The 26,458-nt window shown below is 72.2% G+C and carries 15 protein-coding genes and 2 pseudogenes; 4 read left to right on the plus strand and 13 right to left on the minus strand.

Going from position 1 to position 26,458, the window contains the following annotated elements:
• Window positions 1-78 precede the first annotated feature (78 nt).
• Genes ACIGQF_RS29490 through ACIGQF_RS29525 form a run of 8 tightly spaced genes read right to left on the minus strand, consistent with a single transcriptional unit; the run spans window position 79 to window position 13,936 of the window.
• The gene (locus ACIGQF_RS29490; RefSeq protein WP_399716304.1) at window positions 79-2,904 is read right to left on the minus strand and encodes an amino acid adenylation domain-containing protein; all 2,826 of its coding nucleotides are present in this window, start codon (window positions 2,902-2,904) and stop codon (window positions 79-81) included.
• Window positions 2,901-3,617, minus strand: coding sequence for a thioesterase II family protein (locus ACIGQF_RS29495; protein WP_399716306.1), 717 nt, complete (start codon window positions 3,615-3,617; stop codon window positions 2,901-2,903). The genes ACIGQF_RS29490 and ACIGQF_RS29495 overlap by 4 nt, the downstream gene beginning before the upstream one ends.
• 32 nt (window positions 3,618-3,649) lie before the next feature.
• Window positions 3,650-6,871: an amino acid adenylation domain-containing protein gene (locus tag ACIGQF_RS29500; protein WP_399716308.1), complete on the minus strand. Its 3,222-nt coding sequence runs from the start codon at window positions 6,869-6,871 to the stop codon at window positions 3,650-3,652.
• Window positions 6,868-8,649: a non-ribosomal peptide synthetase gene (locus tag ACIGQF_RS29505; protein ID WP_399716311.1), complete on the minus strand. Its 1,782-nt coding sequence runs from the start codon at window positions 8,647-8,649 to the stop codon at window positions 6,868-6,870. The genes ACIGQF_RS29500 and ACIGQF_RS29505 overlap by 4 nt, the downstream gene beginning before the upstream one ends.
• Entirely contained in the window at window positions 8,646-10,283 is a 1,638-nt protein-coding gene (locus ACIGQF_RS29510; RefSeq protein WP_399716314.1) for a PhpK family radical SAM P-methyltransferase, read from the minus strand. Before ACIGQF_RS29510 ends, ACIGQF_RS29505 begins: the two co-directional genes overlap by 4 nt.
• Before the next feature lie 34 nt (window positions 10,284-10,317).
• Window positions 10,318-11,343, minus strand: coding sequence for a TauD/TfdA family dioxygenase (locus tag ACIGQF_RS29515; protein WP_399716317.1), 1,026 nt, complete (start codon window positions 11,341-11,343; stop codon window positions 10,318-10,320).
• Window positions 11,343-12,131 (minus strand): thioesterase II family protein, encoded by a 789-nt coding sequence (locus tag ACIGQF_RS29520; RefSeq protein ID WP_399716320.1) that lies wholly within the window; start codon window positions 12,129-12,131, stop codon window positions 11,343-11,345. The genes ACIGQF_RS29515 and ACIGQF_RS29520 overlap by 1 nt, the downstream gene beginning before the upstream one ends.
• A complete protein-coding gene (locus ACIGQF_RS29525; RefSeq protein ID WP_399716322.1) occupies window positions 12,128-13,936 on the minus strand; it encodes a condensation domain-containing protein in 1,809 nt (602 codons plus the stop codon). The genes ACIGQF_RS29520 and ACIGQF_RS29525 overlap by 4 nt, the downstream gene beginning before the upstream one ends.
• 308 nt (window positions 13,937-14,244) lie before the next feature.
• On the opposite strand from ACIGQF_RS29525, the gene ACIGQF_RS29530 reads away from it, so the two are divergent.
• Window positions 14,245-17,439 (plus strand): amino acid adenylation domain-containing protein, encoded by a 3,195-nt coding sequence (locus ACIGQF_RS29530; protein WP_399716325.1) that lies wholly within the window; start codon window positions 14,245-14,247, stop codon window positions 17,437-17,439.
• Window positions 17,440-17,547: 108 nt separating this feature from the next.
• A complete protein-coding gene (locus ACIGQF_RS29535) occupies window positions 17,548-18,441 on the plus strand; it encodes an alpha/beta fold hydrolase (RefSeq protein ID WP_399716327.1) in 894 nt (297 codons plus the stop codon).
• Here the strand turns inward: ACIGQF_RS29535 and ACIGQF_RS29540 are convergent.
• Window positions 18,417-19,108 (minus strand): annotated as a pseudogene (locus ACIGQF_RS29540) (GNAT family N-acetyltransferase). The gene ACIGQF_RS29535 and the pseudogene ACIGQF_RS29540 overlap by 25 nt on opposite strands.
• The gene (locus ACIGQF_RS29545; RefSeq protein ID WP_399716328.1) at window positions 19,063-22,266 is read right to left on the minus strand and encodes an amino acid adenylation domain-containing protein; all 3,204 of its coding nucleotides are present in this window, start codon (window positions 22,264-22,266) and stop codon (window positions 19,063-19,065) included. The pseudogene ACIGQF_RS29540 and the gene ACIGQF_RS29545 overlap by 46 nt, the downstream one beginning before the upstream one ends.
• A gap of 191 nt (window positions 22,267-22,457) precedes the next feature.
• Between ACIGQF_RS29545 and ACIGQF_RS29550 the strand changes: the two genes are divergently transcribed.
• Entirely contained in the window at window positions 22,458-23,723 is a 1,266-nt protein-coding gene (locus ACIGQF_RS29550; protein WP_399716330.1) for an MFS transporter, read from the plus strand.
• A gap of 64 nt (window positions 23,724-23,787) precedes the next feature.
• Here ACIGQF_RS29550 and ACIGQF_RS29555 read toward each other — a convergent pair whose 3' ends face one another.
• Together ACIGQF_RS29555 and ACIGQF_RS29560 are read right to left on the minus strand one after the other, a co-directional pair.
• A complete protein-coding gene (locus ACIGQF_RS29555) occupies window positions 23,788-24,612 on the minus strand; it encodes an SDR family oxidoreductase (RefSeq protein ID WP_399716333.1) in 825 nt (274 codons plus the stop codon).
• Window positions 24,613-24,682: 70 nt separating this feature from the next.
• Window positions 24,683-25,333, minus strand: coding sequence for an SRPBCC family protein (locus ACIGQF_RS29560; RefSeq protein WP_399716337.1), 651 nt, complete (start codon window positions 25,331-25,333; stop codon window positions 24,683-24,685).
• 13 nt (window positions 25,334-25,346) lie between these two features.
• Between ACIGQF_RS29560 and ACIGQF_RS29565 the strand changes: the two are divergent.
• Window positions 25,347-25,810: pseudogene (locus ACIGQF_RS29565) on the plus strand (TetR-like C-terminal domain-containing protein); the annotation flags it as partial.
• A gap of 48 nt (window positions 25,811-25,858) precedes the next feature.
• On the opposite strand, the gene ACIGQF_RS29570 reads toward ACIGQF_RS29565, so the two are convergent.
• Entirely contained in the window at window positions 25,859-26,347 is a 489-nt protein-coding gene (locus tag ACIGQF_RS29570; protein ID WP_399716339.1) for a glutathione peroxidase, read from the minus strand.
• Window positions 26,348-26,458 lie beyond the last annotated feature (111 nt).

Raw genomic sequence — 26,458 nt, forward strand, 5'->3', positions numbered from 1 at the left:
CTTCGGTGTGGTGGTGGTCTCGTGTGGTGATGTCGTGTGGTGGAGTGTTGGTGGGTGGGGCGGCCGTGACAGGGCCCGTTACCCGGCCGCTTCAGCCGCTTCAGCCGCTTCGGACAGGGCCAGGGCCAGCTTCCTGACGGTCGGGTTGCGGTAGAGCTGGCGTACGGGGGCGTCGATCCCCTGCTCGCGCAGGCGCACCATGACGCGGATCGCCAGCAGGGAGTTCCCGCCGGACAGGAAGAAGTTGTCGTCCGCGGTGACCGGTGAGCCCAGTACGTCCTGCCAGGTGCGGGAGATCCGTGTCGCAAGATCGGTGCCGGTGCCGGTGCGCGTGTCGGTGTCGGTGCCGTGTGTCGGTTCGGCCGGGGCCGGTGGCGTCCCTGGTTCCGGAAGGCGGGCGGCATCCAGCTTCCCGTTCCCGGTCACCGGCAGCCGCTCGATCCGGGTGAGGGTGCTGGGCACCATGTACGCGGGCAGCACCCGCTCCAGATGTGCGCGCAGCGCGTCCTCGTCGGCCTGCGGGCCCACCACGTACGCGTCCAGATGCGCGTCCTCGGCGACGCCGCGGTGGCGCAGGACGACGGCAGCCGCACGGACCTCCGGGGCTTCGAGCAGCAGGTTCCTGATCTCGTCCAGCTCGATCCGGTACCCGCGTACCTTCACCTGCCCGTCGAGCCGGCCCAGGTGTTCCAGCCGGCCGTCGTGGCGCAGCCGCCCCCGGTCCCCGCTTCGGTAGAGCCGCGCTCCGGGCCGCGGCGCGAGGTGGTCCGGGCGGAACCGCTGGGCCGTCAGACCGGGACGGCCCAGGTAACCACGCGCTACTCCGGCGCCGCCGACATGAATCTCGCCCGGTACGCCGGCCGGGAGGGGCCGTCCGTACGGGTCCAGGACGTGGACCGACCAGCCGGGCAGCGGGGTCCCGATGGACCGGCTCCCTGCCAGGGCGTCGCGGCGGGTCAGTGTGGCCCAGGTACAGTGCACGGTGGTCTCGGTGATCCCGTACATGTTGACCACCCGGCACCGCTCCTCGGGGTGCGCGTCGAACCACGGCAGCAGGAGACGCGAGTCCAGGGGCTCACCGCCGAAGACCAGCAGCCGTACGGTGAGCGAGGACGCGCCGGGGCCTTCGGTGGACAGCAGTTGCACGAAGGCCGAGGGGGTCTGGCTGAGTACGGTCACGCGCTGGGTGTGCAGCAGCTCCCGGAACTCGTCCGGTACCCGGGCGACATCCTCCGGCACGACGACCAGCCGGCCCCCGGTCGCCAGGCAGGCCCAGATCTCCCAGACCGAGAAGTCGAAGGCGAAGGAGTGGAAGAAGGTCCACACATCGCTGCCGGACAGATGGAACTCGTCCCTGGTCGCGGTCAGCAGGGCGGCGAAGTTGCGGTGCTCCACCACCACGCCCTTGGGCCGGCCCGTCGACCCCGAGGTGTAGATGACGTAGGCGGGATCCGCCGGTCCGGCGGCCGGCGTCCCGTCCGCTTCGTCGTTGTCGGGCCGCGCCGAATCCTCGGCGGGCGGTGGCGGTGCGACGTGCGGCACCCCCGCGAAGGCCGGCCGCCGGTCGTCGGCGAGCACCAGGGTCAGCCCCGCGTCCTCCGCCATGTACCGCAGCCGGTCCTCGGGGTACGACGGGTCGATCGGCACGTATGCGGCGCCCGACATCAGCACGCCGAGCAGGGCGGCGATCAGTTCGGTGCCGCGTGGCAGGCAGACACCCACGAGCCGGCCCGGACCGGCTCCCCGGGCACGCAGCAGGGTCGAGATCTCCGTGGCTCGTTCGATGAGCCGGCGGTACGTCAGCTCTTCCTTGCCGGGTGCGGTGACCGCCACGGCATCCGGCTGTTCCCCGGCCCTGGCGGCCACCAGCTCGTGGATGGTGGCCGGTGTCGTTGTCGGTCCCGGTGTCGTTGTCGGTCCCGGTGCCGCCGTGGCAACAGACGTCGTGGCCTCGTACGTCGTCCCGCCGACCCGGTCGCGGACCTCGGCGAGCAACGACCGCACGGCCTCGGCCGCCACGATGTCGGCGCGGTAGTCGCAGCTGAGGCGCCAGCTGTCGGTCTCGTCGGGCTTGTCGGTCTCACTGGTCCCGTTGGGTTCGTGGTCCAGGGAGAACGCCAGCGTCGCGGTGGTCGGCGCGGGCGACCGAAGGAGCAGCCGCAGGCCCGCCGCTGCCAGCCGTTTCCGCGTGGCGGGGGGAGTGGGCAACCGCAGCTCCAGCCCCTGGTCAGGCGTTGGCTCGCGCCGCTGTCCCGGATCGGCGGCAGTGGTGGTGACGGCGTCCGTGTCCGGTCCTGGACGACGCACCGTCAGGTGCACGGCCACGCCCTCGGTTCTGCGGGCCAGCGCCACCGACAGCGCGGCGGTGACGGCGGCCCCCATGCCCTCGACGCCCTCAGTGTCCGCCCCGTCCTCGGCACCCTCCGCCCCCACCCGCACGGTGAGCACCTCCCGGGCACCGGGTAGCGCGGACAGTCCACCCGCCGCCCACTCCAGCGGGAGATCGGCCGCCTCCCGGGCAGGCGGCGGCGATGGCGGCTGCGGCCACCCCACCGCCGTAGGCGGCACGCGCTCCTCGCTGGCCAACAGGCAGGCCAATTCGGCGAGTCCGCTCTCGCCCAGTGTGTCAGGGAGCGCGCTCACCACCAGGTCCTGGACGCCGTCGGCGTACGTCAGCAGGGCGATCCGGACCGGTGCGCCCTGCGTGGCGATCGGGCGGGACGCGGTGCGTCGGCGCATCGCATCGGCCCGCGCGTCGTCGTTCGCGTACGGCAGGGTCTCCGTCCACAGCGCCGGGTCGCGCGAGCCGGGCCGGACGGTCCCGAGCGCGCCGAGCCGGGCCTCGACGCCGACGGCGGGGAGGGGCCGCAGGGCCCGCAGGACGAGGGAGGCGGCCCGGTTCACGGGCGCTCCGCCACGGCACGTGGCGTGAGGAGATCGGCCATCGCGTGCAGCACCGGCTGCGGGTCCTCGGCGAGGTACATGTGGCCGCCGGGGAATTCGACCGTGGCGCAGTCCGCCGTCGTCATGTCCGCCCAGCCGCGGCAGTCCTCCGGTGTGACCAGGTGGTCCCGGGCGCCCCGGAAGACCGTGATCGGTACGGGCAGCGGCGGGCCGTCGGCGAGCCGGTAGGACTCGTGCAGGGCGACGTCTGCGCGCAGCACGGGAAGTACCACTTCGCGCAGGTCCGGGTCGGCGAGCGCGGGGTGCACATAGCCGGCGAGCTGTTCGACCTGGGCCACGAACGCGTCGTCCTCCAGGCCGGCGGAGTCCCGCCCGAGCGCGACACTCGGCGCGGTGGAGCCGCTGACCATCAGCCGGACCGGCCCGGGGACACCGTTGGCACATGCGTGCCGGGCCAGTTCCAGGGCGAGTATCGCGCCGAAGCTGTGGCCGAACAGGGCGTAGGGGCCGCTGCGGGCGCAGGCGGCGACCGCCTGCGACAGGTCGTCGACCGCCGCTGCCAGGCTGGTGTACGGGTCCTCGTGGTACCGCTCCTCGCGGCCGGCGGGCTGCAGCGGTTCGATGCTGATGCCCGCGGGCGGCTCCGGCCAGCCCCGGTAGAAGGTGGCGCCCGCGCCTGCGTACGGCAGGCACAGGATCGGGATCGAGGTCATGGACACTCCAGTGATCTCAGGAGCGGGCAGGTTCACGAGGAGGCGAGGCGTTCGCGGATGGTGTCTTCGATGTAGGCCGCCAGATCCCGCAGTACGGGGTTCTCGAAGACCGCTGTCATCGGGATGACCAGCCGGGCCTGGCGCTTGAGCCGGGCGACCACCCGGATGGCCAGCAGCGAATGCCCGCCGGACTCGAAGAAGTGGTCCGTGGGCCGCAGGCCCTCCACTCCCAGGACCTCCTGGCAGATGCGGATCAGCAGCTCCTCGGTCGCGGTGCGCGGTGCCTCCTGCTCCGGCCCGGCCGGCTCGGCGGTGCCCGGTGCCGACGGCCTCAGCTCGGTGAGCGCCCTGCGATCCACCTTGCCCGCGGGGGTCAGCGGCATGTCGTCCAGCACCGTGTACGTCGAGGGGCGCATCCACTCCGGCAGGCGGGTTTCGGCGTGTTCGCGCAGCCGCTTCACCGGCGTGTCCGGCGTGGTGCGCACGAACGCCGCGAGCACGGCCTCGCCGTCCTGCTCCCTGCGTACCACCGCACAGTCCAGGATGTCGGGCAGCTCGGCCAGGACCGATTCGACCTCGCCCGGTTCGATCCGGTAGCCGCGGATCTTCACCTGCTCGTCGCTCCGCCCGAGGTACTCCAGCCGGCCGTCCCAGGTCCAGCGGGCCCGGTCGCCGGTCCGGTACATCCGCGAACCGTCCGCAGCCCACGGGTCCGGCAGGAAACGGGCTGCCGTGAGGCCCGAACGGCCCAGGTAGCCACGGGCCAACGACGGGCCGGACACGTACAGTTCGCCGGGGGTGCCCACCGCGACGGGCTGCAGCGCGGCGTCCAGGAGCCGTACCTGCTGGCCGGGCAGTGCACTGCCGAGATGCGGCTCCCCGGCGCCTGTCACGAGTGCCCATGTGGTGTCGACGGCCGACTCGGTCGTGCCGTAGACGTTCACCGCATCCAGCACACCCGTGTCGCTCAGTGCGCTCAGCTTCTGCCACAGCGCGGCGGGGAGGGGCTCGCCGCCGATCCACAGGCGCAGGCCGCTGTCCGGCGCCAGCGCTTTGGCCAACGGGTCCAGCAGGTGCGCCGCGTGCGACGGCGTCAGGTCGAGGTCCGTGAGGCCCTGCCCCACCATGGCTTCGGCCAGGCGCTCGGGGGAGCGGCGCAGGCCCTCGTCGAGGATGACCACGGTGTCGCCGCGACACACCCGTACCCACTGCTGGACGGAGGCGTCGAAGGAGGGGCTTGCGTTCCAGCCGACGCGGCCGCCCGGCGCGCGGATCACCCCGGCCTGTTCGAGCCCGGCCAGCAGCCCGGCCAGGGCGCGACGGCCGACCTGGACCCCTTTGGGGCGCCCGGTGGAACCGGAGGTGTAGATGACGTACGCGGCCCGGTCCGGGTGTGCCGACGCGGCGGGCAGTGGTGTGTCGTCCGCGAGTACGGCACTGCCGAGCGGTACGGCACTGTCGAGCGGGACGACGGCCGCCGCGTCTGTCAGTGCCTCCGCCGCCGTACCCGCGTCCGCGGTGAGCACCAGCCCGGCACCGCTGTCCCGGACCATGTGGACCAGGCGCTCGGCCGGATGGCCGGGGTCCAGCGGCAGATAGGCGGCACCGGCGCGCAGCACGCCGAGAATCGCGGCGAGCAGTCCCGCCGAACGCGGCAGGCACAGGCCCACCACCGTGTCGTCGGCCGCCCCGTGTGCTGCCACGAGGCGGGCGACCGCCTCGGCCCTGGCGTCCAGCTCGGCGAACGACAGCGTGGTCGCCCCGTCGATGACCGCCGCCGCGTCCGGGTTCGCCGCCACCGCGGCCCGGAAGCGCTCCAGCACCGGGACCGACTCGCCGGCCGAGGGCGCGCCCGTGCCCAGGGCGTGCGTACGGGCCTCGTCCTCGGCGTCCTGGACGGGCAGCTGGGCCAGCGGGGTGTCCGGCCGGGCGGTCACCGTACGCAGCAGGAACGCGAAGCGCCCGGCCAGCGCGTCGATGCTGCGCTGCTCGAACAGGTCGCTCGCGTAGTAGAAGTCGAAACGCAGCGCTCCGGACGGCTGCACGATGTAGTCCACCGCGAGGTCGTAGCGTGTGATGTCCGGCTGGACGTCGAGGGCCGCCACCCGCACGCCGTCGATGGCCGGCCGCGGCTGCTTCTCCATGTTGAAGGCGATCTGCACCAGCGGGTTGTGGGCCAGGGTCCGCTCCGGCGCGATCTCCTCCACCAGCCGGTCGAAGGACAGCGCCTGGTGGTCGTACGCGTCCAGTGACGACTCACGCGCCGCCGCCACCAGATCACGGAACGTCCCGGCCAGGTCGACGCGGGCACGCAGGGGCAGCAGGTTCATGAAGAACCCGACCAGCTCCTCCGTCTCGGACGTCTCCCGGTTCGCCGCCGGCATGCCGACGACGAAGTCGTTCCGGCCCGACCAGCGGGCGATCAGCAGCTGGAACGCGGCGAGCAGGACCATGTGCGTCGAGGCACCGGACTCCTTCGCCAGCGCGCCGAGGGCAGCGGCGGCCTCGGCCGGTACCTCGTACGACCGGCAGCGCCCGGCGAACGACTGGACATCGGGACGCGGCCGGTCCACGGGCAGGGCCAGCACGTCCGGGCAGCCGTCCAGGTGCGCCCGCCAGAACTTCAGGTCCTCGGCGAACTCACCGGCCGCGAAGCGCGCTCGCTCCCAGGACGCGAAGTCGGCGAACTGGACGGGCAGCGGTGGGAATTCCGGTGCGTTGCCCGCGCTCAGTGCCGCGTACGCCGTGCTCAGCTCCCGGAAGACCACGTCCATCGACCAGCCGTCGGTGGCGATGTGATGGATGACCAGCAGGAACACATGCTCCTCGGCACCGAGGCGGAACAGCCGGGCCCGCAGCACCGGCCCCCGCACGAGGTCGAACGGCAGGTCCACCGCGGCGCGGATCTCCCGGTCCAGCGCCGCATCGGCGCTCTCGTCCGCACCGGGCTCGACGGGCGTCACCGCGAGGCCGAGCGAGAACGGCTCGTGCACCAGCTGGAACGGCTCGCCGTCCCGGGAGGTGAAGGTGGTGCGCAGCGTCTCGTGCCGCGCGACCACCGCGTCGAGGGCGCCGGCCAGTGCGTCGACATCCAGGGGCCCGCTCATCCGCAGCGCGTACGGGTAGACGAACTCCAGGCCGCGCCGGCCCATCTTGTCCGCGAACCACAGGCGCGCCTGCGAGAAGGAGGCCGGTGTCGGGCCGTCCCGGTCGACGCGGGTCAGGACGGCGGGCTGCGCATGCTGATCACTCACGAGGCGGTTCCTTGGTTGCTCGGTAGCGGACGGACCTGTGCGGTCTCGTGACGTACAGCCGCGGCGAAGCCGCGAAGGGTCGGGTTCTCGAAGAGCGCCCTGGGCCGCATGCGCACCCCGAGACGCTCCCGGCACCGGTTGAGGACGCGGCCGACCGCCAGCGAGTCACCGCCGAGGTCGAAGAAGTCGTCGGTGACCCCGATTCGCTGCCGGCCCAGAACCTCGGCCCAGATCAGCGCGATCTCTTTCGCCACCGGCTCCTGCGGCTCGGAGAACCCCGCGGTGGGGTCGGCGACCTGCGCGGGCAACGGCAGCGCAGCGTGATCCACCTTGCCGTTGACGCCCACGGGGAGCGCGTCGAGCACCACGACGGTGGCCGGGACCAGGTGCGTGGGCAGCAGATCGCGCAGCCGGTCGCGCAGCCCCGGCCCGGACAGGGTCCTCCCGGGCGCGGGTACCGCGTAACCGACCAGGCCGGGTCCGGCCGGCAGGTCCTCGCGCAGCACGACCGCAGTCCCCGCCACCCCGGGCAGGGCTGCCAACGCCGCCTCGACTTCGCCGAGTTCGACCCGGTGGCCGCGCACCTTCACCTGGCGGTCCCGGCGCCGTACGAACTCCAGCAGGCCGTCCGGGTACCGCCGGACCAGGTCTCCGGTGCGGTACATCCGGCCGCCGTCGCCGGACAGCGGGTCGGGCAGGAACGCGGCCGCGGTGCGGCCGGGCAGGCGCCGGTAACCGCGCCCGACGCCCGGTCCTGCGAGGTACAGCTCGCCGACCTCGCCCGCCGGCACCGGCCGCAACCGCGAGTCCAGGACGTGGCACCGCACCCCGGGCAGCGGGTCCCCGAGGTGCGGCAGGTCGCCGTCGACCGGTGCGGTCGTGGCGTCGACGGTGCACTCGGTCGGCCCGTACATGTTCCAGGACCGCAGTCCCTGGGTGTCCGCGAGGCGCCGCAGCTCGGCCCACAGCGCGTGCGGAATCGGCTCGCCGCCGACCAGCAGGCGCAGGGGCAGGCGGGCGGCGGCCAGCGGCGCGGTCAGCTGGGCGAGGTGGGAGGGGACCACGTCCAGGTCGGTCACGGCGTGCCGGACGAGGTGGTCGACCAGGGCCTGCGGGTCGGTGCGCGTCTCCTCGTCCAGCAGGACCAGGGTGTCGCCGCGGCACAGACGGATCCACTGCTGGACGGAGGCGTCGAAGGACGCGCTCGCGTTCCAGGCGACCCGGGACGGCCCGACGCCCCGCAGCACCGTCGCCTCCAGACCGCGCAGCAGATGTCCGGCGTTGCCGTGGGTGATCTCGACCGCCTTGGGCCGGCCGGTGGTGCCCGAGGTGTACAGCACGTACGCCGTCTCCTCGGGCCGCACGCTCCGCGCATCCGCGGTGCCCGCCGGCGGCTGCGGCTGTGCCACGTCCACCCCGGCGCAGGGCACCGGGGTCGCGGGCGGTTGCAGGCCGGGCCCCGTCAGTACCAGGCGCGCACCGGAGTCCGCCAGCATGTGGCGCAGCCGGTCGGCCGGGTGGCGCGGATCGAGCGGCAGGTAGGCGCACCCCGCTTTGAGAACCGCGAGGAGCGCCACCACCAGCTCGGCTCCCCGGTTGAAGTGCAGACCGACCACGGACTGCCGGGGTGTGCCGTCGCGCACGAGCCGCGTGCAGAGCCGGTCGGACAGGTCCTCCAGCTCCCGGTAGGACAGCTCGACGGTGTCGGTGACGACGGCCGGGCGGTCCGGGTGGGCGCGGGCCGCCGCACTGATGACGGTGTGGACGCCGCAGCTCACGAGGCGTTCCAGGAGAAGCGCGCGGGGGCCATGTCGAGGGCCGCCACGTCCCTGGCCAGCCGTTCGTTCAGCGCGGCGAGCCGGCCGGCATCCGGGTGTTGCCCGTCGCGCTCGCGCATCAGCTCCTGGGAGGTGCGCAGCAGTGGAACGAGCTGGTCGACGCCGAGGCCCTTGCCGTCCAGGTACGGCAGCGACCAGAAGTCGAAGTCGTACAGCGGCAGCCACACCGACTCGGTCACGCGGTCGAACATCGTGTCGCACCAGGCGGCCGCCTCGGCCGAGGTCATCGTCGCGTGCGACCAGTCGTACGCGGCGCCCTCGATGCCGTAGACCTCCTTGTTGCGGTACACGGGGGAGCGCGGGTTGCCCCACCAGGGCTGGGCGCGCCAGAACGTCGGGCCCGTCTCGTTGACGAAGTCGATGGTGTTCTGCATCGTGCGCTCGTTCTCGCCGGGGAACCCGACGATGATCGAGGCGAAGGTCGTGATGTCACGTTCCTTCAGCCGGGCGATACCGGCCCGGTACTGCGAGTCCTGCGCCAGCTTGTTCATGTTGGCGAGGATGTCGGCGTCCCCGGACTCGATGCCGAGGAAGACACCGCGGCAGCCGCTCGCCGCCGCCAGGTCGAAGGTCTCCTCGTCCCGCGCGTTGGAGCAGCGGAAGTAGGAGTACCAGTCGAGGCCGAGGTCCTCCTCGATCATCATGCGGCACAGTTCCTTGAACCGCTTCGGCGGCACGTTGAACGTGTCGTCGACGAACACCACGTTGCGCACGCCGAGTTCGGCCATCGCCCGCAGTTCCTTGCGTACGGTCTCCACCGAAGCGGTCGTCAGCGCGCCGGCCCGGGTGGGGTAGTCGCAGAAGCTGCACTTGAAGGCGCAGCTGCGGGCCGTGCGGGTCTGCGCGGTCGTCCCGATCTGCTCGGGTGTGAAGGCGCCCCAGTCGATCGCGCAGGCGTCCAGGTCGTTGGTCTCGGGCTTGCGGGCATTCGCGGCCCAGTCGTCCTCGGGGCAGGTGATCAGGTTCGGCACGCCGTCGAGCGGCTTTCCGCCGAGGACCGCCCGGCACAGCTCCGCCAGGGCGTGCTCGCCCTGCGACTCGCGGACGTAGCTGTCCGCGCCCATCCCGTGGAAGAGGTCCTGGACCTCGTCGGTGATGCCGTCGAGGCAGAGATTGTCGACGAGCGGGCCGCCCACGACGATGTGCGAGGTGGGCGAGTGCTTGCGGACGAATTCGACGACCGGGATGACCGAGAGGATGTTGACGTAGAAGGTGGTGGTGACGGCCACCACGGCCGGCCGCCCGGCGAGCAGCTCCGCGAGCCGTTCCTGCTCGGCGCCGAACAGCGAGACCGTCTCGGTGCGGATGGCGTGCCGGCGCAGGAAGTTGGTCAGATACAGGCTGGCGAGGTTGAAGACCTCACCCACGTGATAGCGGTCGTTGCGTCCGGTGGCCCGGTTGCGGAGTGTGCTGAGGGCGTCCATCCAGGGCATCGGACGGCCGTCGATCTCAAGGTGTTCCTTGCGGTAGATCTGCCACTCGGGCGAGTTCTTCCCGCTCCGCTCGCACATCAGACGGTAGTCCTGGAAGTCGCCCTCGTTGTAGCCGATGACGACGCAGTCGAGTTCCGGCATCTGGTGGATGCTCCAAGGGTCGTGGGGCCGGCGTTCAGGCGACGGCGTGGGGCGTGGGCGGCACGGTCGGTGCGCACGAGTCGAGCGCGACGGGCTCTCCCATGGCGACGAGGATCTTCCGCTCGCCTTCGTAGGCGTCGCGTCCATGGGCGGACAGCACGTTGTCGACGAGCATCAGGTCGCCCACCTGCCAGCGCTCGCGGCGGGTGGCCGCCTCGTAGGCCGCGTTGAGCGTGTGGACGTCGTCCTCGGTCAGTGCGGTGCCGTCCCCGAATGCCGTGTCGAACGGCAGGGCGTCCTCGCCGTACGTCATCTCCAGTACGTCGAGGACCTCCTCGTCCAGGGACCAGCGGCTCCAGAACGCGGCGTGGTTGAACCACACCTCTTCCCCGGTCACCGGGTGGCGGACCAGGGCCGACCGGCGCTGAGCGGTGCGCAGCGCAGACTCGCCCACCCACTCGCAGCCGATCAGGTTGCGCGCGCAGTACTCCTCGACGTCCTCGCGGCGGTCGGTGGCGAAGGCCGTGGGCCACGGGAGTCCGACGTGCTCGTGGTAGTGGCGCGTCAGCAGCCATCCGTGCGTCCGGAAGCGCTCGACGAGCGGCGCCGGCAGGGCGGCGAGGACCTCACGTACGTCGGCCACGGTGGTGGCGCCGCCCTCGTCGGGGGCCTGGAGGCAGCCGAACAGCAGCAGGCCGGGGAAGTCCAGTGTGTAGCTGTTCTCGTTGTGCAGGTGGATGGCCTGCTGGCGCGGCAGGTCGGTGGAGGAGTACACGTCCTCGCCGTAGGAGCTGCGGGGCGTGGCCTTCTCCCGGTACGCGGCCCGCTCCTGGACCAGCACGTCCCGCAGCCGGGCGAACTCCTCCGGCCGGCGCATCGGCAGCCCGCGGAGGAGCAGCTGCCCGTGCCGCAGCAGCTCCGCACGGATCGCCGTGCGGTGCTCGGCCAGCCAGGCGCGCGCCGCGTCGGCATCGTCCAGCGAGGGCGTGGTCAGCACAGGGGGCTTGCCGGGGTCCAGCCGGACCGGCAGGCCGGTGGGGGCGAGGGCGTCGGGCTTCATCAGAGGGGTCTCCGCTCCTTCAGGTGCTGACGCACCACCGCCGTGACGGTGGCCATGTGGTCGTGGAGGTAGAAGTGGCCACCGGAAAGGACATGGATCTCGCACGTGCCGGTGGCCAGCTCCCGCCAGCGCTCCAGCCGCTCGACGGGGACGGCCGAGTCACGGTCGCCGCCGAAGGCGACGACCGGGCAGTCCAGCCGCCGGTGCGCGTCGCCGTAGGAGTAGCTGTCGGTGACGGCCATGTCCGTGCGGCAGGCGTCCATGACGAGATCCATCAGGTCGGGCTCCAGGAAGATGTCGTCCGGCACCCCGCCCCGCTCCTTGAGCAGCGCCAGGAGTTCGTCGTCGGTGAGCTCGGCGGGGGACGTTGATGCTGCGCGGTGCACATGTGCCGCCGCCGCGGCGGACGGGTGGAACGCGGCGGCCGGGCGGCCGGCACGCTGCAACCGCCAGCACACCTCGAAGCCGACCAGCGCGCCCAGGCTGTGGCCGAAGACATGGACCGGGGTGTCCAGCCCGGCCAGTACCTCAGCGAGCGGGTCCGCCAGGGCCGCGATGTCGGTGGCGGGCGGCTGGCCGTAGCGCGCCCCGCGCCCGGGGTACTGCGCGGCGACCACGCGTACGTCGCTGGGGAGCCAGCGTGCCCAGTCGCCGTAACCCTGCGCGGAGCCGCCGGAGTGCGGCAGGAGGACAAGGGTGGCGGTGGCCGCCGCGGTACGGGGACGGGTGTCCCACAGCCACCGCTGTTCCTGCCTGCTCTCCGCCGCCTCGCCGGGCGGCGCGCTCACGCGCCGGCTCCCGGACCCGCTGCTGTCCGGGGACCGTCCGCCGGTGGACCGGCGGCCGTTTCTCGGATGAGTGCGGTCAGGTGCTCCGCCAACGCCGCGAGTCCGCTGTGCTTGAAGATCGTACGGACCGGGACGCGGAGCCCGGTCTCCTCCGAGAGGCGGTTGGCGACCCGGGTCGCCGTGAGCGAAGTGCCGCCGCACAGGAAGAAGTTGGCCTCGCGGTGCAGTGGACCGGAGCCGAGCAGCTCGCTCCAGACCTCGGCGACCAGCTCCTCCACCGGGCCCTTGGGGGCGGTACCCGCACCTGCCTCGGCTGCGGTCCCGGGAACGGGCTCGCCGGTGCGGTGCGTCGCGCCCGGTACGGCGGCCTCGTCCGTCAGCTCCCGCAGAGTGCGGTTGGGGTGCGCGGCGGCCGTGTCGAGGAGCCGCAGATACGCCCGGCCCAGCTCGTCGATCGTGGACCGGTCGAACAGGTCCGTACGAAAGGCCAGATGGACCCGTACGTCCTGGTCGCCGGAGGTCAGATAGAGGGTCAGGTCCTCCTGCACGTCCAGGTCCTCCGCCGGCAGATGCTCGACGGTCACGCCGGGCAGTGCCAGGGGCGTGGTGAGTTCCTGATGGGAGGCGACCGTGACCTGGACGAGCGGATTGTGGCCGGCGGAGCGCGGCAGGTCCAGTTTCTCCAGCAGCAGCTCGAACGGCAGGTCATCGTGCTTGTAGGCGTCGATGAGGCCGCGTCCGGTCCGGGCCAGGAACTCCGTGAAGGGTTCGTCGGGAGCGCATGCGGCCCGGATCGGCAGGACGTTGACGAAGAACCCGATCAGCGGCTCCGTCTCGGGCAGCGCACGGTTCGCGGTGGTGATGCCCGTGACCAGGTCGTACTGGCCGGACCAGGCAGCGAGCAGCGCCTGGAAGGCGGCGAACTGCACGGCGAAACGCGTCGTGCCCTGCGCGAGGGCCAGGTCCGCGACCGCCGCTGAGGTGGCGCGCGGCACCGCGTGCTCGACCCGGCCGCCGATGCTGGAGCGGAACGGCGGACGCGGCCGATCGGTGGGCAGGCTGAGCAGGGCGGGAGCGCCGGAGAGCCGCTCACGCCAGTGGTCCAGCGCGGCCTTGTGCTCACCCTCGTCGTCGGCGAGCGCGCGCTGCCACGCGGCGTAATCCGGGTACTGGACGGCCAGTTCGGGGAGCTCGGCGACGTCCGCGAGGACGTCGGGGTCGGTGACCGAGGGCAGGCTCACCGCCGCGGCGTAGAGCGCCGCCAGCTCGCGGTGGAAGATGTCCATCGACCAGCCGTCGTTGGCGATGTGGTGGAAGACCGCGACCAGTACGTGGTCGTCCGGTGCGAGGCGGAGCAGCCGGGCCCGCAGCAGCGGGTCGCGTGCCAGGTCGAACGGTTCCCGGGTGAAGGCGCGCCGGGCCTCGGCCAGTTCGGACTCGTCGGCGACCTCATCCGGAACGAGGGAGAAGGCGCTCGGGGCGGCGATGGCCTGGCGTAACTGCCCCTGATCCAGAACGAAGCGGGTACGCAGAACCTCGTGCCGGGCGAGTACGGCGCCGAACGCCGCCGCCAGGGCGTCCACGTCGAGGGGACCGGTGAGCCGGTAGCCGTGCGGGGCCGTCAGCGCGCGGTCGTCGTCCCCGGCGACCTCGTGGGCCAGCCACATGCCCTGCTGGGCGTGTGAGGCACGCAAGGGCGCGGTCCGGTCCGCGAGCGGCACGACAGCGGTGGGTGGTGCGTCCTCCGTGTGGTCCAGCCACGTCTGAAGGAGGTCGCCCGGCGATGCCGGCGGTTGGTCAGTCAAGATGAAGCTACCCTTCCCCCGCAACTCCCGGCCGCCTTATGGGCGGACGGAAGTGTCACAAGCTCAGTTTGTGAGCGCTGGGGCTCAGTATCATCATCGAGTCGGGGGATGACTAGTCTTGTATGTCCTCTACGCCCGGCATAATCTGCGGGGTGCTCCGCCCCCGATCTGGCGTTTCCGCAGGCGGCCCGCCGGGGCAGCGCATTCTCCGGCAAGTTCCTGCTGCTCCGGAAAGTCGGTTCGGCTCCGAGCGCACCAGTCCGGGACTCCGGTTTCGTTTCCGCACCACCCAGGGGAAGAGGATCCGCATGAGCTCGTCCCAGCAACCGGCCGGCGACACGGACGCCCGGACGCGGCTTCTGCAGCGCTGGCTCGCGGACCGGCGCGGGCCGGGCGACGGCCCCGCCATCCCCGCCGCCGACCGTTCCGGCCCTCTGCGCACGTCCTCCGGGCAGCGCAGACTCTGGTTCCAGGACCAGGCGGAAGAGGTCACCGGCGATCGCAACATCCCGTTCGCCTGGCGGCTCACCGGCGAACTCGACGTGCCGGCCCTGTTCGGAGCGCTCGACCTGCTGGTACGACGCCACGAGGCACTGCGCACCGCATTCCACGAGGACGGCTCGGACCTGCTGCAGACGGTCGGTGAACCGTATGTCTTCGACCGTACGGTGACCGACGCAGCCGGCTCCGCCTCCGACGAGGGCGATGCGGCGACGCTGATCGAGGCCGCGGCGTACGAGCCCTTCGACTGGACCGAGGGGCGTCTGCTGCGGGCCCGGCTGTTCCGGCTCGCGCCCGACGAGCACGTGCTGCTGCTGGTCGTCCCGCACCTGGTGATGGACGACTGGTCCGCCGACGTACTGCTGGGCGAACTCACCGCCGGATACGCCGCACTGCACGAGGACACCGACCCGGAGCTGCCCGAACTGCGCGTGCAGTACCCCGATTTCGCCGCATGGCAGCGCGCTCGATTGGACAACGGTGCCCTGCAGCCCGGCATCGACCACTGGCTGCGCGCCCTGGACGGTGCGCCCACGGTGCTCGACCTGCCCACCGACCGCCCCCGCCCGGCCCTGAGCAGCCACCGGGCCGGCTGGACGCCCCTGCGGGTGGACGCCGCGACGGTACGGGCCGTGCAAGAGCTGAGCGCACGCGAAAAGGCCACGCCGTTCATGACGTTGCTGGCCGCGTACTGCGTCCTGCTCTCCCGCCGCTCCGGCCGGCACGACCTGGTGGTCGGCAGCCCGGTGGCGGGGCGGGCACTGTCCGAGCTCGAACCGCTCATCGGCTTCTTCGTGAACACGCTTCCCCTGCGGGTCCGGACCGATCCGCAACGCTCCTTCGGCGACCTGCTGGGGCAGGTACGGGAGACGGTGCTCTCCGCCATGGAGCACCAGGACGTGCCCTTCGACCACCTGGTGCAGCTGCTCGCCCCGGAGCGCTCCACCGCGGCCAACCCCCTGGTCCAGGTCGCTTTCTCGCTGAACAACTCCGCCGCGCCGGGACGCCGGCTGCCGGGGCTGGCCATGGAACCCCACCAGGTCACCGGCCGCTCAAGCCGATACGACCTCGTCCTCGCCGTCGCTCCGGAAGGCGACGAGCTGCACGGCGAACTCGTCTACGACAGCGACCTGTTCGACGCCGAAACCGCCCGGCAGCTCGCCGCCGACTACCTCGCGACCCTGACCGCACTCGTCGCCGAACCGGACACCCCGATGGCCCGCCTGACCGGGCACACTCCGGACGAGTCGGTGCTCGACGGCCCCGCCGTCACCTACGACACGGACCTGAACGTGGCCGCCCTCGTGGCCGAGACCGCGCTCCGTACCCCGGACCGCCTCGCGGTGCGCGCCCCCGACGGTGACTACGACTTCGGCGAGCTGGACCGGCGCGCGAACGTACTGGCGGCCGCGCTCCGCGAACACGGCGCGGGCCCCGAGCGGTCGGTCGGCGTCCACCTGGGCCGCTCCCGCCACCTGGTCACGGCCCTGCTCGCGGTGTGGAAGACGGGCGCGGCCTTTGTACCGCTCGACCCCACGCACCCCCAGGAACGCCTCAGCGGCATCGTCCGCGACGCCGACGTCTCCGTACTGGTCGCCGACGCCGCCTCGCCCCTGGCCGGTGAACGCCTTCCGGTGGTCGACCCGGCGTCCCCGGCGCTCTCCGACCACACCGAAGCGCGGCCGGCCCGTCACCTTCCCGACGCGCTCGCCTACACCATCTACACGTCCGGTACGACCGGCGAGCCCAAGGGTGTCGGCATCACCTACCGCAACGTCGCCAACCTCGTCACCGCACTGGCCGGGCTGACCCCGCCGGAGGACGGGCTCGGCGCGAACGTGCTGGCCCCCGCGTTCGACGGCTGGCTGTGGTCCACGCTCCTGCCGCTCGCCCACGGGCGGGGCGTCGTCCTCGCCGACCCGCTGGACGACGCGGACGGTGTCTTCGGCGGCTGGGCCGACCTGGTCACCACGACGCCGTCGCTGCTGGCAGCACGCCCGAAGCCGGCAGCGGGGACCGGGCCGAAGACCGTGATCGTCGCTGGTGAAGCGTGCCCGAAGGCGCTCGTCGACCGCTGGTCGGACGGCCGGCGTTTCCTCAACGCGTACGGCCCCACCGAGACGACCATCTGCGCCACCTGGGCCGACTCCCAGGCGGGCGACGACCCGGTCACGATCGGGCGGCCGCTGCCCAATTACCGGATCCGGGTACTGGACCGCTACCTCCAGCCCGTCCCGGCGGGCACCCCGGGCGAGCTGTTCATCGCGGGGGAGGGCGTCGGACGCGGCTACCGCAACCTGCCCGGACAGACCGCCGCCCGCTTCCTGCCGGACCCGTACGGCGGTGGCCGGATGTACCGGACCGGCGACCTGGTGCGGGTACGGGCCGACCGGACGGTGGAGTTCGTCGGCCGGGCCGACCAGCAGATCAAGGTCCGTGGCTTCCGCGTGGAGCCGGCGGGCATCGAACGGCGCGCCGCCGCCGTACCGGGCGTGCGCAGTGCGGCCGTGTTCACCGTGCCCGACCCGCTCGCGCCCACTCTCGGACTGGCCCTCGTCCCCGACGAAACGGCGGGCGACGACCTCCAGGCCCAGGTGCGTACGGTGCTGAAGGCCGAGCTGCCGGACTTCATGGTGCCCACGCACCTCGTCCGCGTGGACCGGCTGCCGCTCACCCCCACCGGAAAGGTCGACGAGGCCGCCCTCGTGCAGCTGGTCGAGGAGAGCACCGACGACGAGGCCGAGTCCGGGGCGGCGCCGGAGACCCCCTCCGAGCGGCTGGTCGCTGACATCTGGAGCAAGGTCCTGGAACGCCCCGTGCGCACGGTGGACGACAACTTCTTCGAGCTGGGCGGCCATTCACTGGTCGCCACGCAGATGGTGTCGCTGCTGCGCAAGGAAACCGGCCTGCGGCTGCGGATGCGTCTGCTGTACGCCCAGCCGACGGTGGGCGCACTCGCCACCGAACTGGACCGGCTCGCGGCGGAGGCGGCGCAGGCCTGACCGGCCGTCGGGCCGGGAGCAATCCGGCCCACCAACCTCCGTTCCTGACAACCGCCCGACACCGCACGGCTGAACCACCCGACACCGCACAGCGAGGAAGACAGCAGCATGCCGGAGTTCGCAGCAGCCGACGGGACCGGGCTCGCCTACCAGGTGCACGGCGACGGCCCACCGCTGGTCCTCGTGCCCGGGGGACCGGGCCGTGCGGGCACGTACCTCGCGGGTCTCGCCGGTGCGGTGGGGCGGCGCTCCACGGTGATCCTGGACAACCGGGGGACCGGTGCGTCCCAGGCACCGGCCGACCCCGACTCGTACCGTTTCGAGCGGCTCGTGGACGACATCGAGGCGCTGCGCGTGCACCTGAAGCTGGAGCGCATCGACCTGCTGGGCCACTCGTCGGCCGGCAACACCGCCCTGCTGTACGCGGTCCGCCACCCGGAGCGGGTCGCACGGCTGGTCCTCATGTGCCCGAGCACGAGAGCCGTCGGCATCGGCGTCGAGGACTTCGAGGAGGCCCTGTCCCGGCGTTCTCACGAGGAGTGGTACTCCGGCGCCCGCAGTGCGCTGGAGGCATGGACCGGCTCCGCCACCATCGAGGAGAGCGTTCCCCACCGCGAGCGGGCGGCCCCGTTCTTCTACGGCCGCTGGGACGAGGCCGCCGAAACACACGCCCGGGCGGAGGCGCACGAGCTCTCCCCGCCCGCGGCGGCGGGCTTCTACGCCGGCAGCACGGTCGACCCGGACGGCATCAGGACGGCAGCGGCGAAGCTGCCCACGCCGGTCCTGGTGGTGACCGGAGAGCTGGACCCGTTCCCCACCCCTGCCACGGGGGCGAAACTCGCGGCACTCTTCCCGCACGGCGAAAGCTTCGTCCAGCCGGGAGCGGGCCACTACCCGTGGCTGGACGACAAGGAGACGCTCGCCGAGGCACTGCAGCGCTTCCTCGCCCGCCCGGTCTACGAAGCACCTGCATCGGATCAGCCCGCGATCGGCCTGCGGTAGCGGACGAACTCGTTCCGGCGCTGAAACCCCCCACTCTCGTAGAGGTCGTAGGACCGGTGCGGATTCGCCGTCCCGGTGTACAACCGAGCGGTCTGCGCACCGCGCTTGCGAAGACACCGCAACCCGTCCAGCAGCAGGGCCCGCCCAAGTCCCGTCCGTCGTGACTCTGCCCGCACGCTCGGCCGGCTCGGCCGTGGCAAGGAAGCTCTCGAACGTCACCCTTCTGTGAGGGCGGCATCCGCGTACGAATCGACGACCGTCTTCCAGGTCGCGCGGTAGCTGCCCGGAACGACGGCACCGACTCGGATGCCGGCCGGCGGCCTGCCGTCGGGGAGCTGCCGGAGATCGGCCAGCTCCAGCTCCACCAGGCTGAAGACACGCCGGTACCCGCTTCGCGCAGCAAGTAGACGCGGTGCAGGTACCACCACGTGTCGTCCCGTTCCTGCCACCATCTGATCGGCGCGTGGCCGACGACGCCACCGGCGTGCTTCACCAGGACCTGGTTCTCGTACGGGTCGTCCAGCTCGGCGCAGGATTCGGCGATCTCGGCTGCCGTCGCTCGCGCCCACATCAAGCCCCCGTTGTCCGGCTCCGCGCGTAAGCACCTGTCCTTCGCGGGCCCTAGTCGATCCCCTCCCCGGCCGCCATGGCCGCGCTGATCACCGATTCCTCCACTTCGTGGGCGAGGCTTTCCAGTACCGGGTGGTCGAATACGGCGCGGAGCGGCAGTCGACAGCCGGTGGCGTCGGAGAGCCGGGACAGTACCCGCGTTGCGAGCAGCGAATGGCCGCCGATGCGGAAGAAGTCGTCGTCCGCGCCGACCCGGTCCAGCCCCAGCACCTCCTGCCACACCTCGGCGACCAGCTCCTGCACCGGGCCGGAGGGCGGCCGGTAGGCCGCGGCGGTGCGGAATTCGGGTTGCGGCAGGGCCGCGCGGTCGACCTTGCCGTTGGCCGTCAGCGGCAGCTCCGGCAGCACGGTGTAGGCCGCCGGACGCATCCAGGCAGGCAGCGCCCGCTCGGCATGCTCACGGACGGCCGCCACGGCCACGCCGGCGCGCAGGCTGACGTAGGCGCACAGCGCGGCCTCGCCGTCGGGGGCCGTACGCGGCTCCACCGCGGCCTCCCGCACGCCCGGGTGGCCGCTCAGCACCGCCTCGATCTCACCGGGTTCGATGCGGTGGCCGCGGATCTTCAGCTGTGCGTCGGTGCGGCCCAGGTACTCCAGCCGGCCGTCGGCGCACCGGCGCGCCCGGTCACCGGTCCGGTAGATCCTGCTGCCGTCCGCTGCCCAGGGGTCGGGCAGGAAGCGGGTCGCGGTGAGTCCGGGGCGGCCGAGGTAGCCCAGCGCGATGCCGGGGCCGGCGAGGAACAGTTCCCCCGGCGTGCCCACGGGAACGGGCCGGAGCCGGTCGTCCAGTACCCGTGCCCGCATGCCGCGGAGCGGACCGCCGATGTGCACCGGCCGTCCCGGTTCCAGCCGGCCGCTGGTGGCGGCGATGGTCGACTCGGTGGGCCCGTAGAGGTTGTCCAGTGTGAACGGCAGGCCCGCCGGCACATGGGCGAGGCTGTCGCCACCGGTCTGTACGGCGCGCAGGCCGGTCCCGGCGGGCGGCTCCGCCGCCGCTGCCGCGAACAGCGGGGTCGTCAGGAACGCCACCGTGACGCCCGCTTCCTCCAGCCGCGACCACAGGCCGCCCGGATCGAGGCGGACCTCGTCCGGCAGGACCGTCAGCCCCGCCCCGGCCGCCAGCGCGGGCAGTGTGTCCAGCAGGCTCGCATCGAAGCCGGGGCTTGCGAGCTGGGGGAGTCGGTCGTCCGGGGTGAGGCCGTAGTGGTCGACGTACCAGGAGACGAAGTTGCCGATGCCCTCGTGCGTCACCAGGACGCCCTTCGGCTGCCCGGTGGAGCCGGACGTGTAGATCAAGTAGGCGGGCTGCCCTAGCCGTACGGGCGCGATCCCGGCGGGCGCGTCGGCCGGGGCGGCGGTGGAGACGTCCAGCAGGTCGACGTGTGCGGGCCGGGGGAGGTCGGGCGTGTGGGCATCGGTGAGGACGAGCGGGCAGCCCGCGTCCCGGAGCAGGTACGTCAGGCGATCGGCCGGGTACGCGGGATCCAGTGGGAGGTAGACGGCTCCGGCGCGCAGTACGCCGAGCAGGGCCGCGACCTGGGACGCCGAGCGCGTCAGGCACACTCCCACCGGCGTGGCCGGGGCGAGCCCGCGGGACGCGATCAGCCGGGCGATGCGCTCCACCTCCGCCCCGAGCTCCGCGTACGAGAGCCGGACCGTGCCGTCGGCCACCGCTTCACGGTGCGGCCGCTCCCGTACCTGCCGCTCGAAGAGGTCGAGCACGGTCGGTGCGGTGGGTCCCGTACCGGGCGCGCCGGTGGCGAAGCGCTCCAGCTCGGCGGCCTCCTCGGCGGTGACCGTCGCGAACCGCGACAGCGGCTCGTCCGGGCGTCGCGACACCTCGTCCAGCAGCGCCACGAAGCGACGGGCCAGCCGCTCGACCGAGTCGAGAGGCAACAGGTCGGCGGCGAAGTGGGCGTCGACCAGCAGACCCCCCGAACCATCGGGACCGGCGGCGAAGGACAGGTCGAACTGGGTACGGGTGGTGTCGCGGAACTCCATGCGCTCGCCCCACCCGGACGCGGCTCCGGGCACCGCCTCGGCCAGTGTGAACACCGTCTGGACGAGCGGGCTGTGACCGGCCTGGCGGGCCGGTGCCACCGCCTCGACGATCCGGTCGAAGGACACCCCCTGGTGGTCGTAGGCGTCCAGCACGGTGTCCCGGGTACGGCCGGCCAGCCGGGCGAACGACTCCGACTCGTCGATGTGCCCGCGCACCGGAAGCACGTTGGCGAAGAGCCCGACGATCGGCTCGGTCGCCGCGGAACGGCGGTTGGCCGCCACCGAGCCGACGATCAGGTCGGGCCGTCCGGTCCAGCGGGCCAGCAGCAACTGGTAGGCGGCGAGGAGCACCTGGAACGTCGAGGCCTCGCAGTCCCGGGCGACCTGCTCGATCCGTGACAGGACAGCCGGCGGGACGGCGAAGCGATGGCACCCACCGGCGTAGGTGCGCTCGGCCGTCCTGAGCACGTCGGTCGGCAGGTCGATCACCTGCGGCACCTCGGCGAGCTGTTCCCGCCAGTACGCCAGATCCTCGGCCAAGGCACCATCGTCGGCATCCGACCGTTCCCAGGCAGCGAAGTCCGCGTACTGGTATGCCAGTTCGCGAAGCTCGGCGGGGCGCTGTCGCGCATGTGCCTCGTACAGCTCGGCGAGTTCCTGGTGGAGCAGATCCATGGACCAGCCGTCGGTCACGATGTGGTGGATCACCAGTAACAGCACGTGGTCGCGCGGAGCGGTGCTGAACAGTCCCGCCCGCAGCAACGGCCCGCGCTCCAGGTCGAACTCCGCGGCGAAGAACTCCGCCATCCGCGCCCGCCGCGTGCCGGGCGCGTCCGTCAGATCCTCGATGTGCAGCTCCACCGTCCCGGCGTCGTCCACGAGCTGGCGCAGCTCGCCCTCCGGAGTGAGGGAAAAGCGGCTGCGCAGCGCCTCGTGCCGGCCGGTCACTGCCGTCAACGCCGCACGCAGAGCCGTGACGTCGATGTTCTCGCGCAGCCGCAGTGCCAGCGTGGAGTGGTAGACGGTCCCGCCGTCCGTGGCCTTCTGGGACCGCAGTTGGTGGTCGAACCAGAGCCGGCGCTGCGCACTCGACACGAGCAGCGGACGGGACCGGTCGGCGTACGGCAGGGCGGCCTTGCGCGGGCGCGTGCGCAGCCAGGCAGTGATGTCTTCATAGGTGTCGTCGCGCGACATGATGCCCTCCGGTTGCACAGCTCAGGCGGGGCCGGACAGACGGCTGTTGCCCACAAGGGCCTCCACAGTGGATCAACCTCCGCCCGCCGCGGCAAGCCCGCTTCACAGTGACCTGCGCCACTGTGCCCCCTGAGGCCGGTGATGGCCTTTTTCCCCTGTGATGCGCGGCTGTTGTGGCAGGGTCGGCTGCTGTGACCAGAAACGAAGACCGGGCCACAAGCCCGCTGCCGCGTTCCTACTATGTCTGGCTCTCGGGGGCACTCACCTCGATCCTCGGCGACGCGGTCCTGTACTTCGCCCTCGGCTGGGCGGCGGCCACCCACGGCGGCACCGTGGCCGGCCTGGTGCTCACCGCGATCAACCTGCCCCGCGTCCTGCTCCTCATCGTCGGGGGAACGGTCGGGGACCGCTTCGGCGCCCGGCGCGTGATGATCGCCGGGGACGGCGTGATGCTCGTCGGCACGGTCGCCCTCGCGGTGTTCGCCCATCAGTCCGGGCCCGCCGTCTGGCTGCTGGTCGTCGCCGGGGTGCTGGTGGGGATCAACGATGCCTTCTACCTCCCGGCCTCCGGCTCCATGCCGCTGCGCCTTGTGGGCAAGGAGTCGCTGCCGCGCGCGCTGGCGATGCGTCAGGGCGGCGCCCAGCTGGTCACCTTCATCGCCGGCCCGCTGGGCGGCTTCCTGGTCGCCACCGGCGGGCTCACCGGCACCGCACTGCTGAACGCCGCCACGTTCACGGTGGTCCTCGTCATCGTCATCGCCATCCGCCCGGTCCACGACATCCCGCCGGCCAAGGGCAGCGGCAGCTTCCTGCACGACGCGCTGGACGGGATCGCCGTCGGCTGGAAGAACCCCGTCCTGCGGCCCGCGCTGATCGCCACCGGCGGAGTGGCAGGTTTCCTGCTGCCCGTCATCCCTCTGTTGCTGCCACTGCTCGCCCGGGACCAGGGCTGGGGCGCGGGACGGACCGGAGTCGTCTTCGGTGTGCAGAGCCTGGGACTCCTCGCCGTCAGCCTCTTCGTCATGGTCCGCGGGACCCTGCCGCGCCCCGGGCTGGCCGCCGCCGCGGGCATGCTGGTCTCCGCGGCGGGCACCGCCACGTTCGTCGTCTCACCTGCCGTGGCCATCCCCGCGGCCCTCCTGGTCGGCGCCGGCACGGGCCTGTTCGCCTCGCACATCGGCCCCCTCGTGCTGATGAGCGCTCCGCACTCGCATCTGTCCCGGATGCAGGCGCTGCTCACCTTGGTGCAGAGCGTGTCCCTGCTCGCCATGAACAACGTCCTCGGCAATCTGGCCCGGCTCACCACGGCAACCACGGCGGTCCTGGTGTGCGCGGCAGCCATGACCGCGACCGGCGCGGCCGCCCTGTGCTCCCGCGCTTTGCGCACCACGACCACCGCGGCGCCGGAACCGCAGCCGGTGGCACAGCAGGGTGTCGGCGCCGCCGAGGGGCCCTGACAGCCCACCGCTACGCGCCCTCGGCGCACGGCGAATCCACCCTCAGCGAGTGGTGAACCCACCGTCAGCGAGCGGTGAATCCCCCGTCCACCGGCACCACGGCCCCGGTGACCTGCCGGGAGTCGTCGCCGGCCAGCCAGACCGCGGTGGACGCCACATCGGTGGCCTCCACCAGGCGGTTCATCGGCTGGTCCGTGACGAAGGTGCGCTCGTGGTCGGCGGCCGGTACGTCGAGACAACGGGCGATCTCGACCAGCATGCGCCCCTCCAGGGCCGGTTCGTCCCGCACGGAGCCGGGGCAGAGTGCGTTCACCCGGATGCCGTGCGGCGCGTAATCGAGCGCCGCCGCGCGCGTGAGGCCGATCAGCCCGTGCTTGGCGGCCACGTACGCCGCGAAGTAGCGGTACCCCACCATGCCCGCTGTCGACGAGACATTGATGACGCTCCCCGAGCGCTGGGCCACCATCGCCGGCAGCACCGCCCGCATCGCCCGCCAGGAGCCGGACAGGTCGATGTCCAGCATCAGACTCCACTCGTCCTCGGCGATCTCGTGCACCGGCCGCCCCGAGGGCGCCGCGATACCGGCGTTGTTCACCAGCACGTCGATCGCACCGAAACGGTCCAGCGCCTTGTCCGCGGTGCTCTGCAGCTCCGCACCGTCCCGTACGTCACCGACGACATCGAGCACCGAGGCACCCGCCACACGGCACTCCTCGGCGGTGGCCGAGAGCTGACTCCTCGTGCCCAGCGGATACGGGCAGCCGGGCACGTCCTCGGCGACATCGAGCAGCACCAGATCCGCCCCCTCCCGTGCGAACGCGATCGCCGTGGCACGGCCTATGCCCCGCGCCGCTCCCGTGATGAGTGCCGTCTTGCCTGCCAGTCGCATACCCAGCCCCTTGCGGACGTCGCGTAGGAAGATAGGAAGATCACCGGAATCCTAGGACGCAAGGTGATGCCTACGGGGCTGTTCGGACGGATGGGGTGCCCCTCGGCGCTTCGGCGACCGCCTTGAGGTCGCGAAGCCACGCTTCGAGGCCCTGCCGCAGAATCCTGGTCGCGGTGGGAACATCCGATTCGACCTCGGCGCCGGTGTGGGTCTCTTCGGTGCTCACGTGGACCCCGCCCTTGACCTCGGTGAAGTTCCATACGTGGACGCCGTTGATGCGCAGTCCTTCGCCGACCGCGGGTCCGGTCCAGCGGATGCAGGAGTGGCGCTTCAGCTGCTCGACGGTCGAGGTGATCTCCAGGCTGGTGGCCGGCGTCGCGGGGTTGGGCGGGACCGGCGTCGTCCACCGGAACGCCGAACCCTGCCGGAACGGGCCGTGGCCGAGGCGCTCCATGGTTGTGATCGTGTCCTGCCAGGACGGCCAGCGCTCCACGTCGGTCTGCAGCTTCCAGATCGTGCGCAGCGGTGCGTGGATCACGGTCTCGGTCCGGTGGCGGACGAGAGCGTTGGGGTCGACGCCTTGCCCGCGGCAGGTAAGGGACTTGACGGGATGTGCGGCAGTGGCGCCGGCCGGTGCGGCACCCGTGCCGAGTAGGCCGACGGCTGCGAACGGGACGGTGAACAGGGCGCTGCGTGCACGAGCGCGGCGGCTGCCGGGCATGGTGCGGGATTTCCGGGAGGCCTACCGAAGCCTCGCCGAGACCCTGCGCGGGCCTCCGCCGACGGCGCCGACCTGGCCGGACTGGCGCACGCCCTGCGCGACTGGGCCCTGGCGGACCCCCAGCGGTATCTCCTCATCTACGGCACCCCCGTCCCCGGCTACCGCGCCCCCGACGACATCACCGGCATCTCCGACGAGATCATGACCATGCTGCTCGACGCGTGCGCGACGGCGGCACCGGACGCCCCGGCCTCGTCCTTCAGCGCCCATCTGGAAGACCACCGGGACTGGGCCGCCGAGCACCCGGCCCCGCCCGCGGCCCTCCACCGGGCCCTGGCCTTCTGGACCCGGCTGCACGGCGTACTGTCCCTGGAACTCGCCGGCCACTTCGCCAACATGGGCCTCGACCCCGCCCTGTTGTTCACAGCCGAACTGGATGACCTACTGGCAGCCCCCGGCCGGGGAACCGCTCGCTGACCCGAGAAGGACACGGGGCTGATCCGGGCGGGGCCCCGGGTGTGGTCTTCAGCGGGGGAGGACGGCTTCGATGGCCGAAGTGACCTCGGCGGCCTCGGGCTCCGTCTGCGGAGCGAAGCGTGCGGCGACGGTGCCGTCGGGGGCGATGAGGAACTTCTCGAAGTTCCAGCGGATGTCACCGCTGTGGCCGTCGGCGTCGGCGGTGTCGACGAGCTCGGTGTAGAGCGGGTGCCGGTCGTCGCCGTTCACGTCGGTCTTCTGCGTCATCGGGAAGGTGGTGCCGTACGTGGTGGAGCAGAACGTGGCGATCTCCTCGGGCGTACCCGGCTCCTGGCCCATGAACTGGTTGCACGGGACTCCCAGCACGGTGAAACCACGCGAAGCGTAGTCCTGCTGAAGCCGTTCCAGGGCCGCGTACTGCGGGGTCAGACCGCATCGGGACGCGACGTTGACGATCAGCACGGCCGACCCCTCGTACTGGGCGAGGTCGGCGGAGCCGCCGGTGAGGGCATCGATTTTGATGTCGAAGACGGACATGAGACTCCTTGGCACGTGAGTGTGCGATGTGTGGTGTGTGACGTGCGGTGAGGGAAGATCCCGGCGGTCCACCCTAGTGCGCCGCTACCGCCCTGGGCGGGTCGCACGTCC

Source organism: Streptomyces sp. NPDC053560 (genome assembly GCF_044544605.1).
Lineage (GTDB): Bacteria > Actinomycetota > Actinomycetes > Streptomycetales > Streptomycetaceae > Streptomyces.